We start from the raw sequence: 17,714 nt of genomic DNA on the forward strand, positions 1-17,714 counted from the left end.
TTCAATAATACGGATAATGTGTTATCCAATCACTCTTAATTTAGCAAAGCGCAATAGGAGTTGTTTTTGTCCAACTGCAGGGAAGTAAACCGTAGCTTTTAAATTGGGTTCTACTCCGTCTATGGCAACAACCTTTCCCTTGCCAAAAGTTCCGTGTTCTACCTGTATTCCTATTCTAATATCCTCCACATTTGCGTAATCTCTTTGATCGGGATTTCCTGCAGAGGGGCGAGGTATTTTCTTTAAATTTTTGGGTTTAGGCGGATTGATCTTTTTGGTGAAAATTGCTCCGCCAGTTCGTTTTTCAGTTACCTGAGTGCGCTGCATTTGTACTGGCCAATCCACATATTTATCATCTAATTCATCCAAAAATCTACTTGGTTCGGAGTAAATTAAATTACCCCATCTAAAACGGCTTGTGGCGTAAGATAGTGTTGCCTTTTGCTTTGCTCTGGTTATGGCAACATAGAAAAGTCGACGTTCCTCTTCTAAATCGCTTCTAGAGTTGACAGACATCTGCGAAGGAAATAGGTTTTCCTCCATCCCCACGATAAAAATATAAGGAAATTCCAACCCTTTAGAGGCGTGAATAGTCATTAAAGATACGCGTTCCTCATCTTCGTTATCTTGATCCGCGTCGGTTAACAGGGCAACATCTAGTAAAAAGTCTTCTAATTTAGGAGCGGCCTCGGCATCTTGCTCTTTTTGGGTCTCGGCAAACTCTTTTATTCCGTTTAATAGTTCTTGTACGTTTTCGTAGCGCGCAACGCCCTCTGGTGTTTTGTCGTTGTACAATTCCTTTAATAAACCTGATGACTTAGCAATTTTTTCTGCCATTAAGTAGGCGTCCTCCTTATGGAGTTCAGAGCGCAGACTTTTTATCATGGTGGTAAAGGATTCTATTTTGGCCCTTGTACCTGCATTAATGTTGCAGTTGTATTGCCCAGGAGAATTTGCAACCTCCCAAAGACTGGTGTCATTTTCGTTGGCAGCAAGGGTCAATTTATCCATTGTGGTTTTCCCTATACCACGTGCCGGGTAGTTTATTATTCGCTTAAAGGCTTCTTCGTCGTTGGGATTAGAAGTGAGTCTGAAATAAGCAAGTAGATCCTTTATTTCCTTTCGTTGATAAAAGGAAAGTCCACCGTAAATTTTATACGGTATATTAATTTTTCTAAGCGCCTCTTCCAAAGCTCTTGATTGTGCGTTAGTTCTATATAGAATTGCAAAATCATTGAAAGTGGAGTGGTGCTGGTGTTGTAATTCGAAAATACTTTGGGCAACAAACATACCCTCTTCGTTGTCCGAATTCGCTTTAAATATTTTTATGCGATCTCCCTGGTCGTTTTCCGTCCAAACTTCCTTTTTTATCTGGTCTCGGTTATTGGAAATAACACTATTCGCCGCATTAACTATCGTTTGGGTTGAGCGGTAGTTTTGCTCTAGTTTTATAAGGGAATAATCGGGATAGTCTTTTCGGAAGTTTAATATATTTTGGATGTTGGCACCACGAAAGGCGTAAATACTTTGAGCGTCGTCACCAACTACACATAGATTTTGAAAGCGGGCTGCTAATTTCTTTACAATAAGGTATTGAGCGTGGTTGGTATCCTGGTACTCATCTACTAAAATGTATCTAAACCGATCTTGGTATTTTAATAGCGTTTCGGGGAAATCACGAAGGAGAATGTTGGTTTTGAAAAGGAGGTCGTCAAAGTCCATGGCGCCAGCCTTAAAGCAACGTTGCCAGTATTCTTGGTAGATGGCGCCTAATTTTGGTCTTCCCGCCGCTCTGTCATCGGCTTGTATATCTACATTTTCTAAGTATTGCTTTGGTGAAATTAGGTTGTTTTTAGCCCCGCTTATTCTAGACTGCACTATACTCACCTTGTATACTTTGTCGTCTAGCTGAAGTTCCTTTATGATAGTATTGAGGAGACTCTTAGAGTCGGCACTGTCATAAATTGTAAAGTTGCTTGGGTAATTTATCTTTTCGGCTTCAAAGCGGAGAATTTTCGCGAAAACCGAGTGGAAGGTTCCCATCCATATGTTTCGAGCATTTTCTTGACCAACGATAAGTGCTATCCTTTCTTTCATTTCCTTTGCAGCTTTATTGGTAAATGTTAAAGCCAGGATATTAAAGGGGTCAATTCCTTGTTGGATAAGGTAGGCGATACGGTAGGTGAGCACTCTGGTTTTACCCGATCCTGCACCTGCAATTACCATTAAAGCGCCGTTGGTTTGTTCTACTGCTTGACGTTGAGCGGGGTTTAACCCTGTGAGTATATCTGATTGCATTTTTCTTATTCTGCTGCAAAAATACAGCTTTAATAACGGATTGGACTAGAGGCAAGTAGACGAAATTAACAGTGCGAACGTGGAAAAAAAGAAAAGTTGATGAAAAAAATATTTTCTCTAGTTGTTTAGTAAAAATAAAGCCCTACATTTGCACCCCTATTTTTGCGAAATAGAAGAAATTAGACACGAAAGAAGCATAATATGCCTACTATTCAGCAGTTAGTAAGAAAAGGTAGAACGGACAAAGTTAAGATGAGCAAATCAGCTGCTCTAGATTCATGTCCGCAGAGAAGAGGAGTATGTACGCGTGTATATACCACAACACCAAAGAAACCAAACTCAGCAATGCGTAAAGTTGCAAGGGTTAGGTTAACTAATGGTAAAGAGGTTAACGCATACATCGGAGGTGAAGGACATAACCTGCAAGAGCACTCAATTGTATTGGTGCGCGGTGGTAGGGTAAAGGACTTACCTGGGGTTAGATATCACATCGTACGTGGTGCATTAGACACTGCCGGTGTAGAAGGAAGAACTCAGCGTAGATCTAAGTATGGAGCTAAGCGTCCAAAAGACAAAAAATAATATTATCTGAGTCAGAATGAGAAGGAAAAAGGCCAAAAGAGTAGAAACGCTTCCAGATCCTAAGTTTAACGAGGTTCTGGTTACCAAGTTTGTAAACAACTTAATGTTGGACGGTAAGAAGAGCGTGTCCTTTAAAATCTTTTACGATGCAATTGATATAGTTGCAGAGAAGACGAATGAGGATGGTTTAGAGGTGTGGAAAAAAGCCTTAGAAAATGTAACTCCAGCTGTTGAAGTAAAGAGTAGACGTGTTGGTGGTTCAACCTTTCAGATACCACAGCCTATTCGCGAGGATAGAAAAATATCTATGGGAATGAAATGGCTTATTAGCTACGCTAGAAAGCGTAACGAAAAAGCTATGAGTTCTAAGTTAGCTGCTGAGATCATTGCCGGTTCTAAAGGGGAAGGTGCAGCATTTAAGAAGAAAGAAGAAACTCACCGTATGGCTGAGGCTAACAGAGCATTCTCTCACTTTAGATTCTAATTAGGATATCCGGATAATTGTCATGGCAAAAAGAGATTTAAAATTTACAAGAAACATCGGTATTGCAGCGCATATTGATGCGGGTAAAACAACAACTACCGAGCGTATTCTTTATTATGGTGGTGTGAGTCACAAGATCGGTGAAGTTCACGATGGTGCCGCTACTATGGACTGGATGGAGCAGGAGCAAGAGCGTGGTATTACCATTACCTCTGCAGCTACTACTCTGAACTGGAAATACCGCGATCAGAATTATCACATTAACATTATTGACACCCCAGGTCACGTGGATTTTACCGTGGAGGTAAACCGTTCATTACGTGTTCTTGATGGGTTAGTTTTCTTATTTAGTGCGGTTGATGGTGTTGAGCCTCAGTCTGAAACTAACTGGAGACTTGCAAATAACTATAATGTTCCTAGAATTGGTTTCGTTAACAAAATGGACCGTCAAGGAGCAGATTTCCTTAATGTGTGTAAGCAAGTTAAGGAGATGTTAGGTAGCCACGCGCTTCCACTTCAAATTCCTATTGGGTCTGAAGCTGATTTTAGAGGAGTTGTTGATCTAATCAACTTCCGTGGAATCACCTGGAACGAGGAAGATATGGGAATGACTTTCGAGGAAATCGAAATCCCAGCAGATATTATTGACGAAGCTACAATGTATCGTGAGCAACTTCTTGAGGCTGTTGCTGAATTTAACGATACCTTGATGGAGAAATACTTCGAAGATCCAGAATCTCTTACTGAAAGAGAAATTCTTGATGCTTTAAGAGAAGCTACTATCGGAGGAAAAGTTGTTCCAATGATGTGTGGTTCTGCATTTAAGAACAAGGGTGTTCAGGCAATGCTTGATATGGTAATGGAAATCCTTCCATCTCCACTAGATGTTGAAGCTATTACCGGAACTAACCCCGATACAGACGCAGAAGAAAAGCGTAGACCAGATGTTGATGAGCCTTTTGCTGCTCTTGCATTTAAAATCGCTACTGACCCATTCGTAGGTCGTCTTTGTTTCACCAGAGCTTATAGTGGTAAGCTAGACTCTGGTTCTTATGTTCTTAATACTAGAACAGGTAAGAAAGAGCGTATTTCTAGAATCTTCCAAATGCATGCTAACAAGCAAAACCAAATCGACGCGCTTCAAGCAGGAGATATTGGTGCATTAGTTGGATTTAAAGATATTAAGACTGGAGATACTTTATGTGCTGAAAAGCACCCTATTGTTCTTGAGTCTATGGACTTCCCAGATCCAGTAATTGGATTAGCCATTGAGCCTAAGGCACAAGCAGACGTAGATAAGCTTGGAATTGCTCTAGGTAAATTAGCAGAGGAGGATCCAACTTTCCAAGTTCATACTGACGAAGAAACAGGTCAAACTGTAATCAGTGGAATGGGAGAGCTTCACCTGGATATTATTTGTGACCGTCTTAAGCGTGAGTTTAAGGTTGAGGTTAACCAAGGTGCTCCACAGGTTTCTTACAAGGAAACAATTAAAGGGTCGGTTGATCATAGAGAGGTATACAAAAAGCAAACTGGTGGTCGTGGTAAGTTCGCAGATATCGCAGTTACTATTGAGCCAGCAGATGCAGAGAAACCAGGTTTAGAGTTTATCAACCTAATTAAGGGTGGTAACGTACCTAAAGAATTTGTTCCTTCTATTGAGAAAGGATTTAAGGAAGCTATGAAAAACGGTGTTTTAGCTGGATACCCAGTTGATTCATTAAAGGTAACGTTGAAGGACGGTTCTTTCCACCCTGTGGATTCTGACCAATTATCTTTCGAGGTTGCTGCTAAAATGGCATACCGTGCGGCCCTTCCAAAGGCTAACCCAGTACTTCTAGAGCCTATTATGAAATTAGAGGTGCTAACTCCAGAAGAGAATATGGGTGATATCGTTGGTGACCTTAACAGAAGAAGAGGTGTAATGGAAGGAATGGGAGACCGTTCTGGATCTAAAGTAATCAAGGCTAAAGTTCCGTTATCAGAAATGTTCGGTTATGTAACAGCGTTGAGAACCATTTCTTCGGGTAGAGCTACATCAACAATGGAATTCTCTCACTTCGAGGAAGCTCCAGGTAACATTGCTGAGGAAGTAATCGCAAAGTCAAAAGGAAAAGTTAACGCGTAATCAGGCGATTAGGATATGAGTCAGAAGATTAGAATTAAGCTTAAAAGTTACGATCACAACTTGGTAGATAAGTCTGCTGAGAAAATCGTAAAAACGGTAAAAACTACCGGAGCTGTGGTGAGTGGGCCGATTCCGTTACCAACTCACAAAAACATCTACACTGTGCTTCGTTCACCTCACGTAAACAAAAAGTCTCGTGAGCAATTCGAGCTAAATGCACACAAAAGATTGTTAGATATATATTCTTCATCATCTAAAACAGTTGATGCTCTAATGAGATTAGAGCTTCCTTCTGGAGTAGAGGTAGAGATTAAAGTTTAATACACCCAAAAAAGAAAACAATGTCAGGGTTAATAGGTAAGAAGATAGGTATGACTAGCCTATATAGTGCCGATGGTAAAAACCTTCCATGCACGCTTGTAGAAGCTGGTCCTTGTGTAGTTACACAAGTTAAAACCGTTGAGAGAGATGGCTATTCTGCGCTACAGTTGGGCTTCGGAGAGAAAAAAGAGAAGCACACACCAGCAGCACTTAATGGTCACTTCAAGAAAACGGGAGTTACACCAAAAGCTAAGTTAGCAGAGTTCAGAGATTTTTCTCTTGAAAAGAACGAAGGTGAGACTATCAGTGTTGTTGATCTTTTTGAAGAAGGAGATTTCGTAGATGTAACTTCGATCTCTAAAGGAAAAGGATTTCAGGGGGTTGTAAAACGCCACGGTTTTGCCGGGGTTGGTGGACAAACCCATGGTCAGCACAATAGACTAAGAGCACCCGGTGCTATTGGTGCTTGTGCTACTCCTTCAAGAGTATTCAAAGGTACCCGTATGGCGGGACAAACTGGTAACTCTCAAGTTACTATAGAGAACCTTCAGGTACTTAAAGTAATTGAAGACAGAAATTTGTTGGTGATAAAAGGTTCAATCCCTGGACCTAAGGGGGCGATAGTTAAAATCTACAAGTAGGATGGATATTTCTGTATTAAATATAAAGGGCGAGGATACTGGTAAGAAAGTTGATCTTTCTGAAAGCGTATTCGGAATAGAGCCAAATGATCATGCAATTTACCTAGATGTTAAGGGTATCCTTGCTAATGGTCGTCAAGGTACAGCTAAGGCTAAACAAAGAGCCGAAATTAGCCGTACAACCAAAAAATTAAAGAGACAAAAAGGAACGGGTGGAGCTCGTGCCGGATCAATGAGATCTCCATTATTTGTTGGTGGTGGTCGTGTATTTGGTCCAACTCCTAGAGATTACGGAATTAAGGTTAACAAAAAGACTAAGAAATTAGCTAAGATTTCTGCCCTTTCATACAAGGCGAAAGACCAAGCAATTACTGTAGTTGAAGACTTTAATTTTGAGGCACCTAAAACCAAAAGCTTTAACGAAATCCTTGGTAAGCTTAACCTTAGCGACAAAAAAACGCTTTTTGTTTTAGTAGATTACAATAAAGCACTATATTTGTCGTCCCGAAATTTGAAGGGAGCTAAGGTTGTAACTATCTCAGAATTAAACACTTACGATATTTTGAATTTCAATAATATCGTTTTTGTAGAGAGTTCAGTTTCTCAAATTAACGAATTGGGTAAAAAGTAAGAACTGATGGGCCAGATATTAATAAAGCCACTTTTAACCGAAAAAACGTCTGATCAGGCAGAAAATAACAACGCGTTTGTTTTTCTAGTAGATCGTAAGGCGAATAAAATTGAGGTTAAAAAGGCTGTAGAGAAGACTTACGGTGTAACTGTTAATAAGGTTAACACTGTAAATGTGATGGGGAAAAGAAAAGTTCGTATGACTCGCAGCTCTTACTCAGTTGGACGTACTAACCACTTCAAGAAAGCGGTTGTTTATGTTGCTGCAGGGGATACGATAGATCTATATGCCAATATTTAATTAAAGGTAAAGAGAGAGAATTGTTATGGCAGTTAGAAAATTAAAACCAATAACTCCTGGACAGCGTCACCGCTTGGTTTCTGGATTTGAGACCGTAACTACGGACAAGCCAGAAAAGTCGCTTTTAGCTCCGATTAAAAAATCTGGAGGTAGAAATAACCAGGGGCGCATGACTATGCGTTACCTAGGTGGTGGGCACAAGCAGCGCTACAGAATTATTGATTTCAAACGCGATAAGCAGGGAATACCAGCTACCGTTAAGACCATTGAGTACGATCCAAATCGTACAGCTCGTATCGCATTAGTAGTTTATGCTGATGGTGAGAAGAGATATATTGTTGCTCCTCAAGGTTTAGAGGTTGGGCAAACAATCATTAGTGGTAAAGAAGCTACTCCTGAAATCGGAAACACTATGTACCTATCTGATATTCCATTAGGTACAATTATTCACAATATTGAATTGCATCCTGGTAAAGGTGGATCTATTGCGCGTAGTGCTGGATCTTACGCTCAGCTTAACGCAAGAGACGGGAAATATGCAATTATCAAAATGCCATCAGGTGAAACTAGAATGATACTAGTTACTTGTATGGCTACCATAGGTTCAGTATCCAACCCAGATTACATGCTTATCCGTAGCGGTAAAGCTGGTAGAAGCAGATGGTTGGGTAGAAGACCACGTGTACGTGGTGTTGTTATGAACCCAGTTGATCACCCAATGGGTGGTGGTGAAGGACGCTCGTCTGGAGGTCACCCAAGATCAAGAAAAGGTCTTCCGGCTAAAGGTTACAAAACTAGAAAGCCGAAGAATAAGAGTTCTAAGTACATTATTGAAGGTAGAAAAAAATAGTAGGGAGGAATGAGTAGATCGTTAAAAAAGCCACCATTTGTCCATTACAAATTGGCACAGAAAGTAGACAAGGCATTAGAGTCAGGTAACAAAAGCGTTATCAAAACATGGTCTAGAGCTACTACAATTACCCCGGATTTTGTTGGATTCACCTTCGCGGTACACAACGGGAATAAATTCATTCCAGTTTATGTAACCGAGAACATGGTTGGCCATAAGTTAGGAGAATTCTCTCCAACGAGAACTTATAGAGGTCACGGAGGAAATAAAAAGGATAAAGGAAAGCGCTAATAAAGCTCTATCATGGGATCTAGAAAGAAATTACGTGCGGAAAAGATAAAAGAGGAGAAGAAGGCAGTATCCTTTGCGAAACTTAATAATTGTCCTACTTCACCTCGTAAAATGAGGTTGGTAGCAGACAATATCCGCGGACTTGAAGTATTTAAAGCTATGGCTGTATTAGAGAATAGTTCTCAATCTGCAGCCAAGAATATGGAGAAATTGCTTCGTTCAGCAATGGCGAACTGGGAGAGTAAAAACTCTGGTCAGCGTCCTGAAGAGGCTGCTCTATATGTAAAAGAAGTTTCTGTGGATAGTGCTAGAATTTTAAAGCGTATTCAGCCTGCTCCTCAAGGAAGAGCACACAGAATTCGCAAACGTTCGAATCACGTAACCTTAGTTATAGACAGCGCAGCAAAATAAGATTATGGGACAGAAGACTAACCCGATTGGAAATAGATTAGGTTTCATCAAAGGATGGGACTCTAACTGGTTTGGAGGGAAGAACTACGGGGAGAAAATCGTAGAAGACGATAAGATCAGAAGATATCTTAACGCGCGTCTTTCAAAGGCAGGTATCGCCCGTATAATTATCGAGCGTACACTTAAGCTAGTAACTGTAACTATTCAGTCTTCAAGACCTGGAATTATCATCGGTAAAGGTGGTACTGAGGTTGAGAAACTAAAAGAAGAGTTAAAGAAACTTACTGGTAAAGAAGTTCAAATTAACATCTTTGAGATAAAGCGTCCAGAACTTGATGCAAGTCTTGTTGCAGCTGGAATTGCTCGTCAGATCGAAGGAAGAATTTCTTTCAGAAGAGCTATCAAAATGTCTGTGGCTTCAACCATGAGAATGGGTGCAGAAGGAATTAAAGTTACTATTTCAGGACGTTTAAATGGTGCTGAAATGGCTCGTACAGAGCACTTTAAAGACGGTCGTATTCCATTGCATACTTTCCGTGCTGATATCGATTATGCTTTAGCAGAAGCACATACTACTTACGGTAGAATTGGTATTAAAGTATGGATCTGTAAAGGTGAAGTATACGGTAAAAGAGATTTGTCTCCACTTCCAGCTCAAAAGCAGCAGAAATCAGGAAGATTCGGTGGACGTAAGAAAAAGAAGTAAAATCAGCAAACTGATTTAAGATGTTACAGCCAAAAAGAACAAAGTTTAGAAAGCAGTTTAAGGGAAGAATGAAAGGTAATGCTGGGAGAGGAACCCAAATTGCCTTCGGATCTTTTGGCTTGAAAGCTTTAGAGAGTGGATGGATTACTTCACGTCAGATAGAGGCAGCGCGTATTGCGGTTACTCGTTACATGAAACGTGAAGGAAAAGTTTGGATTAGAATATTTCCCGATAAACCTGTTACTGCTAAGCCTCTAGAGGTAAGGATGGGTAAAGGTAAGGGTGCTCCTAGCCATTGGGTAGCCGTAGTAAAAGCTGGTAGAATTATGTTCGAAGCAGACGGTGTGCCTTTGGCAATTGCTACAGAGGCAATGCGTCTTGCAGCACAGAAGTTACCGGTGAAATGTAAAATGGTAATTAGAAACGATTATTCTGAATAAATATGAAAGCTGCAGAGATAAGAGAGTTGTCGTTAGATGAGTTGAAGGATAAAATTTCCGTAGCTCAAGAGGAGTTAAACAAGTTAGAGTTAACCCATGCGGTAGCTGAACTTGAAAACCCTATACAACTTAGAGCAAAGCGTAGAGATATCGCTAGGCTTAAGACGGATTTAAGAAGAAGAGAATTAGCAGCTCAATAGTTTACGCAATGGAAAGAAACTTAAGAAAAGAGCGAATCGGTGTTGTTGTAAGTGATAAAATGGATAAAACCATTGTTGTTGCTGTAGAACGTAAAGTAAAGCACCCAAAATATGGAAAGTTCGTAAAGAAAACTTCCAAATTTTTTGCTCACGATGAAAAGCAGGATTCTCATCCAGGGGATACTGTAAGAATAATGGAGACCAGACCACTTAGTAAAAATAAGTGCTGGAGAGTGGTAGAAATTCTTGAAAGAGCTAAATAATAAGCCATGATTCAACAGGAGAGTAGATTAAAAGTGGCGGACAACAGTGGAGCAAAAGAGGTTTTGTGTATCCGTGTATTGGGTGGAACAAAACGTAGATATGCCTCTGTTGGAGATAAAATAGTTGTATCAGTAAAAGATGCAATGCCTTCTGGTAACGCTAAGAAGGGAATTGTTTCTAAAGCAGTTGTTGTACGTACTCGTAAAGAAGTTAGAAGAGCTGATGGTTCTTACATCAGATTCGATGATAACGCAGTAGTACTTCTAAACAACGCAGACGAAATGAGAGGTACTCGTATTTTTGGGCCAGTTGCTCGTGAATTACGTGAAAAGCAGTTCACTAAGATTGTTTCACTAGCCCCTGAGGTACTTTAAAAAATTGTAGATCATGCAGAAGAAACTACATATCAAAGTTGGTGACCAAGTGAAAGTTATCGCTGGTAACCACAAAGGAGAAGAAGGGAAGGTGATGTCGATAGATCGCGTAAAAGAACGTGCTATCGTAGAAGGTGTGAACATGATTTCTAAGCATGTTAAGCCAAGCGCAACTAACCCTCAAGGAGGAATAGAGAAAAAAGAGGCCGGAATCCACATTTCTAACCTTATGGTTATAGTGGGCGGAACTGCACAACGCACTGCAGTGAAGGTAGAAGATGGCAAGAAAGTGCGAATTGGTGTGAAATCTAAAGAGGTTTTAAAGTAAGATGAGCTCACAACCACGTTTAAAGAAAACATATACCGAGGAGGTTGTTCCTGCGCTACAAGACGAGTTTAAGTACAAGTCACCTATGCAGGTTCCTCGCCTTGAAAAGATCATTTTATCTCAAGGTTTAGGTAAAGCAGTAGCTGATAAAAGAATTGTTGATAGCGCATTAGAAGAAATGGCTTTAATCACTGGTCAAAAACCAGTTGCCACGAAATCTAAAAAGGACGTATCTAACTTTAAACTTCGTAAAGGAATGCCTATCGGTGCGATGGTAACCTTACGTGGTGAGAAAATGTACGAATTCCTTGATAGATTGATTTCGATTGCACTTCCAAGAACCAGAGACTTTAGAGGGGTAAGCCCAAAAGGTTTTGATGGTAGAGGAAACTTCAACATGGGAATTAAAGAGCAAATCATTTTCCCAGAAATCGATATTGAGAAAGTAAAGCATATTAACGGAATGGACATCACTTTCGTGACTTCAGCTCAAACGGATGCAGAAGCGAAAGCGTTGTTGGAGAAATTCGGATTCCCCTTTGTTAAAAAATAGTTAGCATGGCAAAAGAATCAATGAAAGCGCGTGAGCGCAAGAGAGAGAGATTGGTAGAGAAGTATGCCGAGAAAAGAGCAGCTCTTAAAGCAGCTGGAGATTGGGATGAGCTACAAAAGCTTCCTAAAAACTCTTCTCGTGTTCGTTTACACAATCGTTGTAAGCTAACTGGAAGACCTAGAGGGTATATGCGTCAATTTGGAATTAGCAGGGTAACTTTCAGAGAAATGGCCGTACAAGGTCTTATTCCTGGAGTTAAAAAATCAAGCTGGTAAATAATAGGAGGACAAGAAGATGTTTAGTGATCCAATAGCTGATTATTTAACTCGAATCAGAAATGCCGCAATGGCAGGGAAAAAAGTAGTTGAAATTCCCGGTTCGAACTTGAAAAGAGACATTACTCGTATTTTATTTGATAAAGGTTATATCCTGAGTTATAAATTCGAGGATGATGGTAAACAAGGTGTAATTAAGATCGCTCTTAAATACGACCGAAATACCAAGAAATCTGTAATAAGAGAGCTTAAAAGAATAAGTACTCCAGGTTTAAGAAAGTATGCTGGTGCAGAAAATCTTCCTAGAGTATTAAACGGTTTAGGTATCGCCATCCTATCTACTTCTAAAGGTGTAATGACCGATAAAGAGGCTAGAAAAGAGAATGTAGGTGGTGAAGTAATTTGTTACATCCATTAATAATATTTAGAGGTCATGTCTAGAATTGGAAAGGCACCTATCAAAATAGAATCTGGAGTAGATGTTAAGATCTCCGATAAAAATGTGGTTACCGTAAAGGGACCCAAAGGAGAATTAACTGAAACAGTTGATCCAGCTATTGGTGTAGAAGTTAAGGAGGGTGAGATTATCGTAACAAGACCTTCAGAAGCAAAGCCACATAAAGCAAAACACGGTCTTTATCGTGCTTTGATCAACAATATGGTAGAAGGAGTAACCAAGGGATACGAGAAAAAACTTGAATTAGTAGGGGTAGGATACCGTGCTGCTATGAAAGGTAATGTTCTTGAATTAGCTCTTGGTTTTTCGCATGCTATTGCAATGTACCTTCCATCTGAAGTTAAAGTAGAGGTTACTGCAGAGAAAGGTAAAAACCCAATTATTGCGCTATCATCTCATGATAAGCAATTGTTAGGTCAGGTTTGTGCTAAAATCCGTTCTCTAAGAGCACCAGAACCTTACAAAGGAAAAGGTGTGAAGTTTGTTGGTGAAGAGATTAGAAGAAAAGCTGGTAAGTCGGCTGCTAAAAAATAATAGTCATGGCGTTTAACAAGCAAGAGAGGAGAAGAAAGTTGAAGGCTCGTGTGAGAAAACACATTACGGGTACTGCAGAGCGTCCAAGATTAAGTGTTTTTAGATCTAATAAGCAGATCTACGCACAGTTAATTAACGATGTAGAGGGAGTGACTTTAGGATCAGCATCTTCTTTAAAAATAGAAGAAGCTCAAAATAAGCCTAAGAAAGAGCAAGCAGAGATTGTTGGTAAAGCAATAGCTGAGCTTGGAAAAGGTAAAGGGATTTCTAAAGTTGTATTTGATAGAAATGGATACTTGTACCATGGTAGAGTAAAGGCTCTAGCTGATGCTGCAAGATCTGAAGGATTAGAATTTTAAGCTCATTTATCGCATGAAAAAAGTTAGAGCTACAGATATTGAATTAAAGGATCGCCTGGTTGGTATCAACCGTGTTACTAAAGTAACTAAAGGTGGACGTACGTTTAGCTTCTCTGCAATTGTTGTTGTAGGAGATGAAAACGGAATTGTTGGACATGGTCTTGGAAAAGCTAAGGAAGTAACCGAAGCAATTAGCAAGGGTATCGAAGACGCTAAGAAAAACTTAATCGAAGTTCCTTTAAAGAACGGTACTATTCCACATAGCCAAAAAGGTAAATTCGGTGGTGCAAGAGTGTTAATTAAGCCTGCTGCACACGGTACCGGAGTTATTGCTGGTGGTGCAATGCGTGCAGTATTAGAATCTGTTGGTGTAACAGACGTACTTGCAAAATGCCTTGGATCTGCTAACCCACATAACGTGGTTAAGGCTACAATGGATGCACTTGCGTCTTTAAGAGATGCAGGATCTATTGCTGCTGAAAGAGGTGTTTCTTTAGATAACGTTTTTAAAGGATAAGATCATGGGAAAGATTGTTATTAAGCAAGTAAAGAGTAGTATAGATCGTCCTCAGGACCAAAAAAGAACGCTAGTAGCTCTTGGTCTTAAGAAGTTAAATAGATCTGTTGAAAAGGATGCTACACCAGCTATTCTTGGAATGGTGAACAAGGTGAAGCACCTAGTAGAAGTTACTGAAGTAAAATAACGGAGGTTAGAGATGAACTTAAATAGCTTAAGCCCTGCAAAGGGATCAGTTAAAAATAATACCCGTAAAGGAAGAGGTTCTGGTTCGGGTAAAGGTGGAACCTCTACAAGAGGACACAAGGGAGCAAAATCTCGTTCTGGTTACTCTAGAAAAATTGGATTTGAAGGTGGTCAAATGCCTCTTCAAAGAAGAGTACCTAAGTTCGGATTTAAGAACTTAAACAGAATTGCATACAAAGGAATTAACGTTTCTACCCTGCAAACTATTTCTGAGGCTAAAGGAATTGAGGAGTTTACTCCTGAGGTTTTTGTAGAACTAGGTTTAGTTTCTGGAAAAGAAAGAGTTAAAGTACTAGGTGGTGGAGAGCTTTCTAAAAAGTTAACCGTTACTTGTCATGCAGTTTCTGCATCCGCTAAAGAAATTATTGAAAAAAATGGTGGCTCTGTAAGCACCATTTAAGCTTCTATAGATGAAGAACTTTATTGAGACCATAAAGAACATTTGGAGCATTGAGGAGCTAAGGAATAGAATCCTTACCACTCTTGGCTTACTACTGATTTTTAGAATCGGTTCATATGTTGTAATACCTGGGGTAAACTCCGATGTTTTAGCTTCTACCTCCAGCGCAAGCGGGGGTGGTATTGCTGATTTACTTAGTATGTTTACTGGTGGTGCCTTCTCTAGGGCATCAATTTTTGCATTGGGAATTATGCCATACATTTCTGCATCTATTATTATGCAGTTAGCCGGTATAGCTATTCCTCCTATTCAGAAAATGCAAAAAGAGGGTGAAAGTGGTCGCAAAAAGCTAAATCAGTACACTAGATTCTTAACCATTATCATTTGTGTACTTCAAGCTCCAAGTTACATCTTTACAACTATCGATCCCGCGGCTAGACCTCAATCAGCTTTCTGGTTAACTACTGCAGTGATCCTTCTTACTACTGGATGTTTATTCGTAATGTGGTTAGGAGAAAGAATTACTGACAAAGGAATTGGAAATGGTATCTCCCTATTAATTATGATAGGAATTATTTCTAGCCTTCCTTTTGCGTTTTTCCAAGAATTGGTTGCTAGAGTTGATAACGGTGGACTTGTAATTTTCATTGTGGAGATAGTAGCTCTATTGCTTGTAATCGCCATGACCATTATGATCATTCAGGGAACTAGAAAAATTCCAGTTCAATATGCTCGTAAAATGGCAGGTGGTGGTACACGTGCAGTAAGTGGTGCTAGACAATACATCCCACTAAAAGTAAATTCTAGTGGTGTAATGCCTATCATTTTCGCTCAGGCGATCATGTTCGTACCTCTTTACATAGCGCAAGCAACAGGAACTCAAAGCGGGATTTTAGTGGAATTAGCCAACTTCGGTGGATTCTGGTACAACCTTCTTTTTGCCACTATGATTATTCTTTTCACATACTTCTATACTGCGATTATGGTTAATCCAACGCAGATGGCTGATGATATGAAAAGGAATGGAGGATTCATTCCTGGAGTGAAGCCGGGTAAGAGTACGGCGGACTATTTGGATAATATGTTATCGAAATTAACACTTCCGGGTTCCATATTTCTAGCTTTTATTGCAATTTTGCCGGCCATTGCAATGTTGTTTGGAGTAAAGCAGCAATTTTCAATCTTCTTTGGAGGTACATCACTTCTTATTATGGTAGGGGTGGTATTAGATACCCTACAACAGATTGAGAGTCATTTGTTAAGCCGTCACTATGATGGATTAATGAAAACTGGAAAAATTGCAGGTAAAAATCCAGCCTTTGGGATGGCTAGTTAATTAGGTTTATGGCGAAACAATCATCCATAGAGCAAGACGGAACAATTGTAGAGGCATTGTCCAATGCAATGTTCAAAGTAGAGTTAGAGAATGGGCACGTATTAGTAGCCCACATTTCAGGGAAGATGAGGATGAATTACATCAAGATCCTACCTGGTGATAGAGTAAAAGTAGAAATGTCTCCTTATGATTTATCAAAGGGGCGTATAACATACAGATATAAATAGGAAGTTATGAAAGTGAGAGCTTCTTTGAAGAAGAGGTCTGCAGAATGCAAGATCGTGAGAAGAAAGGGTAAGTTGTATGTAATCAACAAAAAGAACCCTAAGTTTAAACAAAGACAAGGTTAAAAGACATAAAGTAGTATGGCAAGAATCGCAGGTATAGATCTTCCAAAGAATAAGAGGGGAGAGATTGGGCTAACCTACATTTACGGGATTGGACGTAGCAGAGCACGTAAAATTCTAGAGTTAGCCGGGGTTGATTACAATATTAAAGTTCAGGATTGGAACGATGACCAACTAGCCAGCATTAGAGGTGCTTTGAACGAAAATTTCAAAGTGGAAGGTGCCTTGCGTTCAGAGGTTCAGCTTAACATTAAGCGTCTTATGGACATCGGTTGTTACCGTGGAATCCGTCATAGAGTTGGCCTACCGTTAAGAGGACAGCGTACTAAGAACAACTCAAGAACTCGTAAGGGTAAACGTAAGACTGTTGCTAACAAGAAGAAGGCAACTAAATAAGAGGGGATAGATAATTTTTGAGGTTATGGCAAAAACGAACACCAAAAAGAAGAAGAAAGTAAAAGTAGAGGCTGCTGGTCAGGCTCACATTTCTTCTACATTCAACAATATTATCATCTCGCTTTGTAACAGCGAGGGACAGGTGATTTCTTGGAGTAGTGCCGGTAAAATGGGCTTTAGAGGTTCTAAGAAAAACACTCCTTTCGCAGCGCAGGTTGCGGCAGAAGATTGTGCAAAGGAAGCTTACGAAAATGGTCTTAGAAGAGTAAAGGTTTTCGTTAAAGGACCAGGTGGAGGAAGAGAATCTGCGATCAGATCTATTCACAATTCAGGAATTGAGGTAACAGAAATAGTAGATATTACTCCTATACCTCATAACGGATGTCGTCCTCCTAAAAGAAGAAGAGTATAATCAAGCACTAGCTAAGAGAAATTATTATGGCAAGATATAGAGGACCAAAATCGAAAGTAGCGAGAAGATTTAGAGAGGCCATCTTTGGACCTGATAAAGCCCTAGAGCGTAAGAATTACCCTCCTGGATTTCACGGACCAAACAAAAGACGTTCTAAGCAGTCTGAATATGCTATCCAATTACAGGAAAAGCAAAAAGCTAAATATACCTACGGTATCCTAGAGAGACAATTCTCTAACATGTTTAAGAAAGCTTCTGCTAGTAAAGGTATTACTGGTGAGGTGCTTTTAGGAATGTGTGAAAGTAGATTAGATAATACTGTGTTTAGATTAGGGATCGCTTCTACTAGAAGAGGAGCTCGTCAGCTGGTTACACACAGACATATTACGGTTAACGGTGATGTTGTAAACATTCCTAGTTACCAATTAAAGCCTGGAGATAAGATTTCTGTGCGTGAGCGCTCAAAATCTCTTGAGGTTATTACAAATAGCTTGACAAGTGGTCGTAAAAACTACGACTGGTTAGTTTGGGATAATGATTCTATGACAGGAACTTTCGTTCAAATGCCTGAGCGTACACAAATTCCTGAGAACATTAAAGAACAACTAATCGTCGAGCTTTACTCTAAATAAT

The 17,714-nt window shown here is 39.8% G+C and carries 31 protein-coding genes; 30 read left to right on the forward strand and 1 reads right to left on the reverse strand.

Annotated features, from left to right (window positions below):
• Positions 1 to 21: 21 nt before the first annotated feature.
• Positions 22 to 2,298, reverse strand: coding sequence for an ATP-dependent helicase (locus FRX97_RS08740; protein WP_147014828.1), 2,277 nt, complete (start codon positions 2,296 to 2,298; stop codon positions 22 to 24).
• A 201-nt stretch (positions 2,299 to 2,499) separates the two neighbouring features.
• Here FRX97_RS08740 and rpsL point away from each other — a divergent pair, with 201 nt between their 5' ends.
• Genes rpsL through rpsD form a run of 30 tightly spaced genes read left to right on the forward strand, consistent with a single transcriptional unit; the run spans position 2,500 to position 17,713 of the window.
• A complete protein-coding gene (gene rpsL / locus FRX97_RS08745; protein WP_147014829.1) occupies positions 2,500 to 2,880 on the forward strand; it encodes a 30S ribosomal protein S12 in 381 nt (126 codons plus the stop codon).
• 16 nt (positions 2,881 to 2,896) lie between these two features.
• The gene (gene rpsG, locus FRX97_RS08750; RefSeq protein ID WP_147014830.1) at positions 2,897 to 3,364 is read left to right on the forward strand and encodes a 30S ribosomal protein S7; all 468 of its coding nucleotides are present in this window, start codon (positions 2,897 to 2,899) and stop codon (positions 3,362 to 3,364) included.
• Positions 3,365 to 3,386: 22 nt separating this feature from the next.
• Positions 3,387 to 5,492: an elongation factor G gene (gene fusA / locus FRX97_RS08755; RefSeq protein WP_147014831.1), complete on the forward strand. Its 2,106-nt coding sequence runs from the start codon at positions 3,387 to 3,389 to the stop codon at positions 5,490 to 5,492.
• 15 nt (positions 5,493 to 5,507) lie between these two features.
• On the forward strand, positions 5,508 to 5,813 hold the full coding sequence (gene rpsJ, locus FRX97_RS08760) for a 30S ribosomal protein S10 (RefSeq protein WP_147014832.1): 306 nt from the start codon (positions 5,508 to 5,510) through the stop codon (positions 5,811 to 5,813).
• 20 nt (positions 5,814 to 5,833) lie between these two features.
• Positions 5,834 to 6,454, forward strand: coding sequence for a 50S ribosomal protein L3 (gene rplC / locus FRX97_RS08765; protein WP_147014833.1), 621 nt, complete (start codon positions 5,834 to 5,836; stop codon positions 6,452 to 6,454).
• A gap of 1 nt (position 6,455) precedes the next feature.
• Positions 6,456 to 7,085 carry a 50S ribosomal protein L4 gene (rplD, locus tag FRX97_RS08770; protein WP_147014834.1) on the forward strand — a complete coding sequence of 210 codons (630 nt, stop codon included), beginning with the start codon at positions 6,456 to 6,458 and terminating at the stop codon, positions 7,083 to 7,085.
• Positions 7,086 to 7,091: 6 nt separating this feature from the next.
• Positions 7,092 to 7,385, forward strand: coding sequence for a 50S ribosomal protein L23 (gene rplW, locus FRX97_RS08775; RefSeq protein WP_147014835.1), 294 nt, complete (start codon positions 7,092 to 7,094; stop codon positions 7,383 to 7,385).
• A 25-nt stretch (positions 7,386 to 7,410) separates the two neighbouring features.
• Positions 7,411 to 8,235, forward strand: a complete 825-nt coding sequence (gene rplB, locus FRX97_RS08780; protein ID WP_147014836.1) for a 50S ribosomal protein L2 — start codon at positions 7,411 to 7,413, stop codon at positions 8,233 to 8,235.
• 9 nt (positions 8,236 to 8,244) lie between these two features.
• Positions 8,245 to 8,526, forward strand: a complete 282-nt coding sequence (gene rpsS, locus FRX97_RS08785; protein WP_147014837.1) for a 30S ribosomal protein S19 — start codon at positions 8,245 to 8,247, stop codon at positions 8,524 to 8,526.
• A gap of 12 nt (positions 8,527 to 8,538) precedes the next feature.
• Positions 8,539 to 8,937 carry a 50S ribosomal protein L22 gene (gene rplV / locus FRX97_RS08790; protein ID WP_147014838.1) on the forward strand — a complete coding sequence of 133 codons (399 nt, stop codon included), beginning with the start codon at positions 8,539 to 8,541 and terminating at the stop codon, positions 8,935 to 8,937.
• Between the two features lie 4 nt (positions 8,938 to 8,941).
• Entirely contained in the window at positions 8,942 to 9,643 is a 702-nt protein-coding gene (gene rpsC / locus FRX97_RS08795) for a 30S ribosomal protein S3 (RefSeq protein WP_147014839.1), read from the forward strand.
• Positions 9,644 to 9,663: 20 nt separating this feature from the next.
• On the forward strand, positions 9,664 to 10,083 hold the full coding sequence (gene rplP, locus FRX97_RS08800) for a 50S ribosomal protein L16 (protein WP_147014840.1): 420 nt from the start codon (positions 9,664 to 9,666) through the stop codon (positions 10,081 to 10,083).
• A 2-nt stretch (positions 10,084 to 10,085) separates the two neighbouring features.
• On the forward strand, positions 10,086 to 10,283 hold the full coding sequence (gene rpmC / locus FRX97_RS08805) for a 50S ribosomal protein L29 (RefSeq protein WP_147014841.1): 198 nt from the start codon (positions 10,086 to 10,088) through the stop codon (positions 10,281 to 10,283).
• Between the two features lie 8 nt (positions 10,284 to 10,291).
• On the forward strand, positions 10,292 to 10,546 hold the full coding sequence (gene rpsQ, locus FRX97_RS08810; protein WP_147014842.1) for a 30S ribosomal protein S17: 255 nt from the start codon (positions 10,292 to 10,294) through the stop codon (positions 10,544 to 10,546).
• A 6-nt stretch (positions 10,547 to 10,552) separates the two neighbouring features.
• Positions 10,553 to 10,921 carry a 50S ribosomal protein L14 gene (gene rplN / locus FRX97_RS08815; protein WP_147014843.1) on the forward strand — a complete coding sequence of 123 codons (369 nt, stop codon included), beginning with the start codon at positions 10,553 to 10,555 and terminating at the stop codon, positions 10,919 to 10,921.
• A 13-nt stretch (positions 10,922 to 10,934) separates the two neighbouring features.
• Positions 10,935 to 11,249, forward strand: a complete 315-nt coding sequence (rplX, locus tag FRX97_RS08820; protein ID WP_147014844.1) for a 50S ribosomal protein L24 — start codon at positions 10,935 to 10,937, stop codon at positions 11,247 to 11,249.
• Between the two features lies 1 nt (position 11,250).
• A complete protein-coding gene (rplE, locus tag FRX97_RS08825; RefSeq protein WP_147014845.1) occupies positions 11,251 to 11,802 on the forward strand; it encodes a 50S ribosomal protein L5 in 552 nt (183 codons plus the stop codon).
• A gap of 5 nt (positions 11,803 to 11,807) precedes the next feature.
• The gene (rpsN, locus tag FRX97_RS08830) at positions 11,808 to 12,077 is read left to right on the forward strand and encodes a 30S ribosomal protein S14 (RefSeq protein WP_147014846.1); all 270 of its coding nucleotides are present in this window, start codon (positions 11,808 to 11,810) and stop codon (positions 12,075 to 12,077) included.
• 19 nt (positions 12,078 to 12,096) lie between these two features.
• A complete protein-coding gene (gene rpsH / locus FRX97_RS08835; RefSeq protein WP_147014847.1) occupies positions 12,097 to 12,495 on the forward strand; it encodes a 30S ribosomal protein S8 in 399 nt (132 codons plus the stop codon).
• A gap of 15 nt (positions 12,496 to 12,510) precedes the next feature.
• Positions 12,511 to 13,068: a 50S ribosomal protein L6 gene (gene rplF / locus FRX97_RS08840; RefSeq protein ID WP_147014848.1), complete on the forward strand. Its 558-nt coding sequence runs from the start codon at positions 12,511 to 12,513 to the stop codon at positions 13,066 to 13,068.
• Between the two features lie 5 nt (positions 13,069 to 13,073).
• On the forward strand, positions 13,074 to 13,427 hold the full coding sequence (gene rplR, locus FRX97_RS08845; protein ID WP_147014849.1) for a 50S ribosomal protein L18: 354 nt from the start codon (positions 13,074 to 13,076) through the stop codon (positions 13,425 to 13,427).
• Positions 13,428 to 13,440: 13 nt separating this feature from the next.
• On the forward strand, positions 13,441 to 13,944 hold the full coding sequence (gene rpsE / locus FRX97_RS08850) for a 30S ribosomal protein S5 (protein WP_147014850.1): 504 nt from the start codon (positions 13,441 to 13,443) through the stop codon (positions 13,942 to 13,944).
• A 4-nt stretch (positions 13,945 to 13,948) separates the two neighbouring features.
• A complete protein-coding gene (gene rpmD / locus FRX97_RS08855; RefSeq protein WP_147014851.1) occupies positions 13,949 to 14,131 on the forward strand; it encodes a 50S ribosomal protein L30 in 183 nt (60 codons plus the stop codon).
• Positions 14,132 to 14,143: 12 nt separating this feature from the next.
• Positions 14,144 to 14,590, forward strand: a complete 447-nt coding sequence (gene rplO / locus FRX97_RS08860; RefSeq protein WP_147014852.1) for a 50S ribosomal protein L15 — start codon at positions 14,144 to 14,146, stop codon at positions 14,588 to 14,590.
• Between the two features lie 10 nt (positions 14,591 to 14,600).
• Positions 14,601 to 15,926 (forward strand): preprotein translocase subunit SecY, encoded by a 1,326-nt coding sequence (gene secY / locus FRX97_RS08865; RefSeq protein ID WP_147014853.1) that lies wholly within the window; start codon positions 14,601 to 14,603, stop codon positions 15,924 to 15,926.
• A gap of 8 nt (positions 15,927 to 15,934) precedes the next feature.
• A complete protein-coding gene (infA, locus tag FRX97_RS08870) occupies positions 15,935 to 16,153 on the forward strand; it encodes a translation initiation factor IF-1 (protein ID WP_147014854.1) in 219 nt (72 codons plus the stop codon).
• A 6-nt stretch (positions 16,154 to 16,159) separates the two neighbouring features.
• Positions 16,160 to 16,276: a type B 50S ribosomal protein L36 gene (gene ykgO, locus FRX97_RS08875; RefSeq protein ID WP_147014855.1), complete on the forward strand. Its 117-nt coding sequence runs from the start codon at positions 16,160 to 16,162 to the stop codon at positions 16,274 to 16,276.
• 15 nt (positions 16,277 to 16,291) lie between these two features.
• Positions 16,292 to 16,669, forward strand: a complete 378-nt coding sequence (rpsM, locus tag FRX97_RS08880; RefSeq protein ID WP_147014856.1) for a 30S ribosomal protein S13 — start codon at positions 16,292 to 16,294, stop codon at positions 16,667 to 16,669.
• A gap of 25 nt (positions 16,670 to 16,694) precedes the next feature.
• On the forward strand, positions 16,695 to 17,081 hold the full coding sequence (rpsK, locus tag FRX97_RS08885; RefSeq protein WP_147014857.1) for a 30S ribosomal protein S11: 387 nt from the start codon (positions 16,695 to 16,697) through the stop codon (positions 17,079 to 17,081).
• Between the two features lie 26 nt (positions 17,082 to 17,107).
• On the forward strand, positions 17,108 to 17,713 hold the full coding sequence (gene rpsD, locus FRX97_RS08890; protein WP_147014858.1) for a 30S ribosomal protein S4: 606 nt from the start codon (positions 17,108 to 17,110) through the stop codon (positions 17,711 to 17,713).
• Position 17,714: the final 1 nt, after the last annotated feature.

The organism is Luteibaculum oceani, from assembly GCF_007995015.1.
In the GTDB taxonomy this organism is placed as follows: Bacteria; Bacteroidota; Bacteroidia; order Flavobacteriales_D; family Luteibaculaceae; genus Luteibaculum; species Luteibaculum oceani.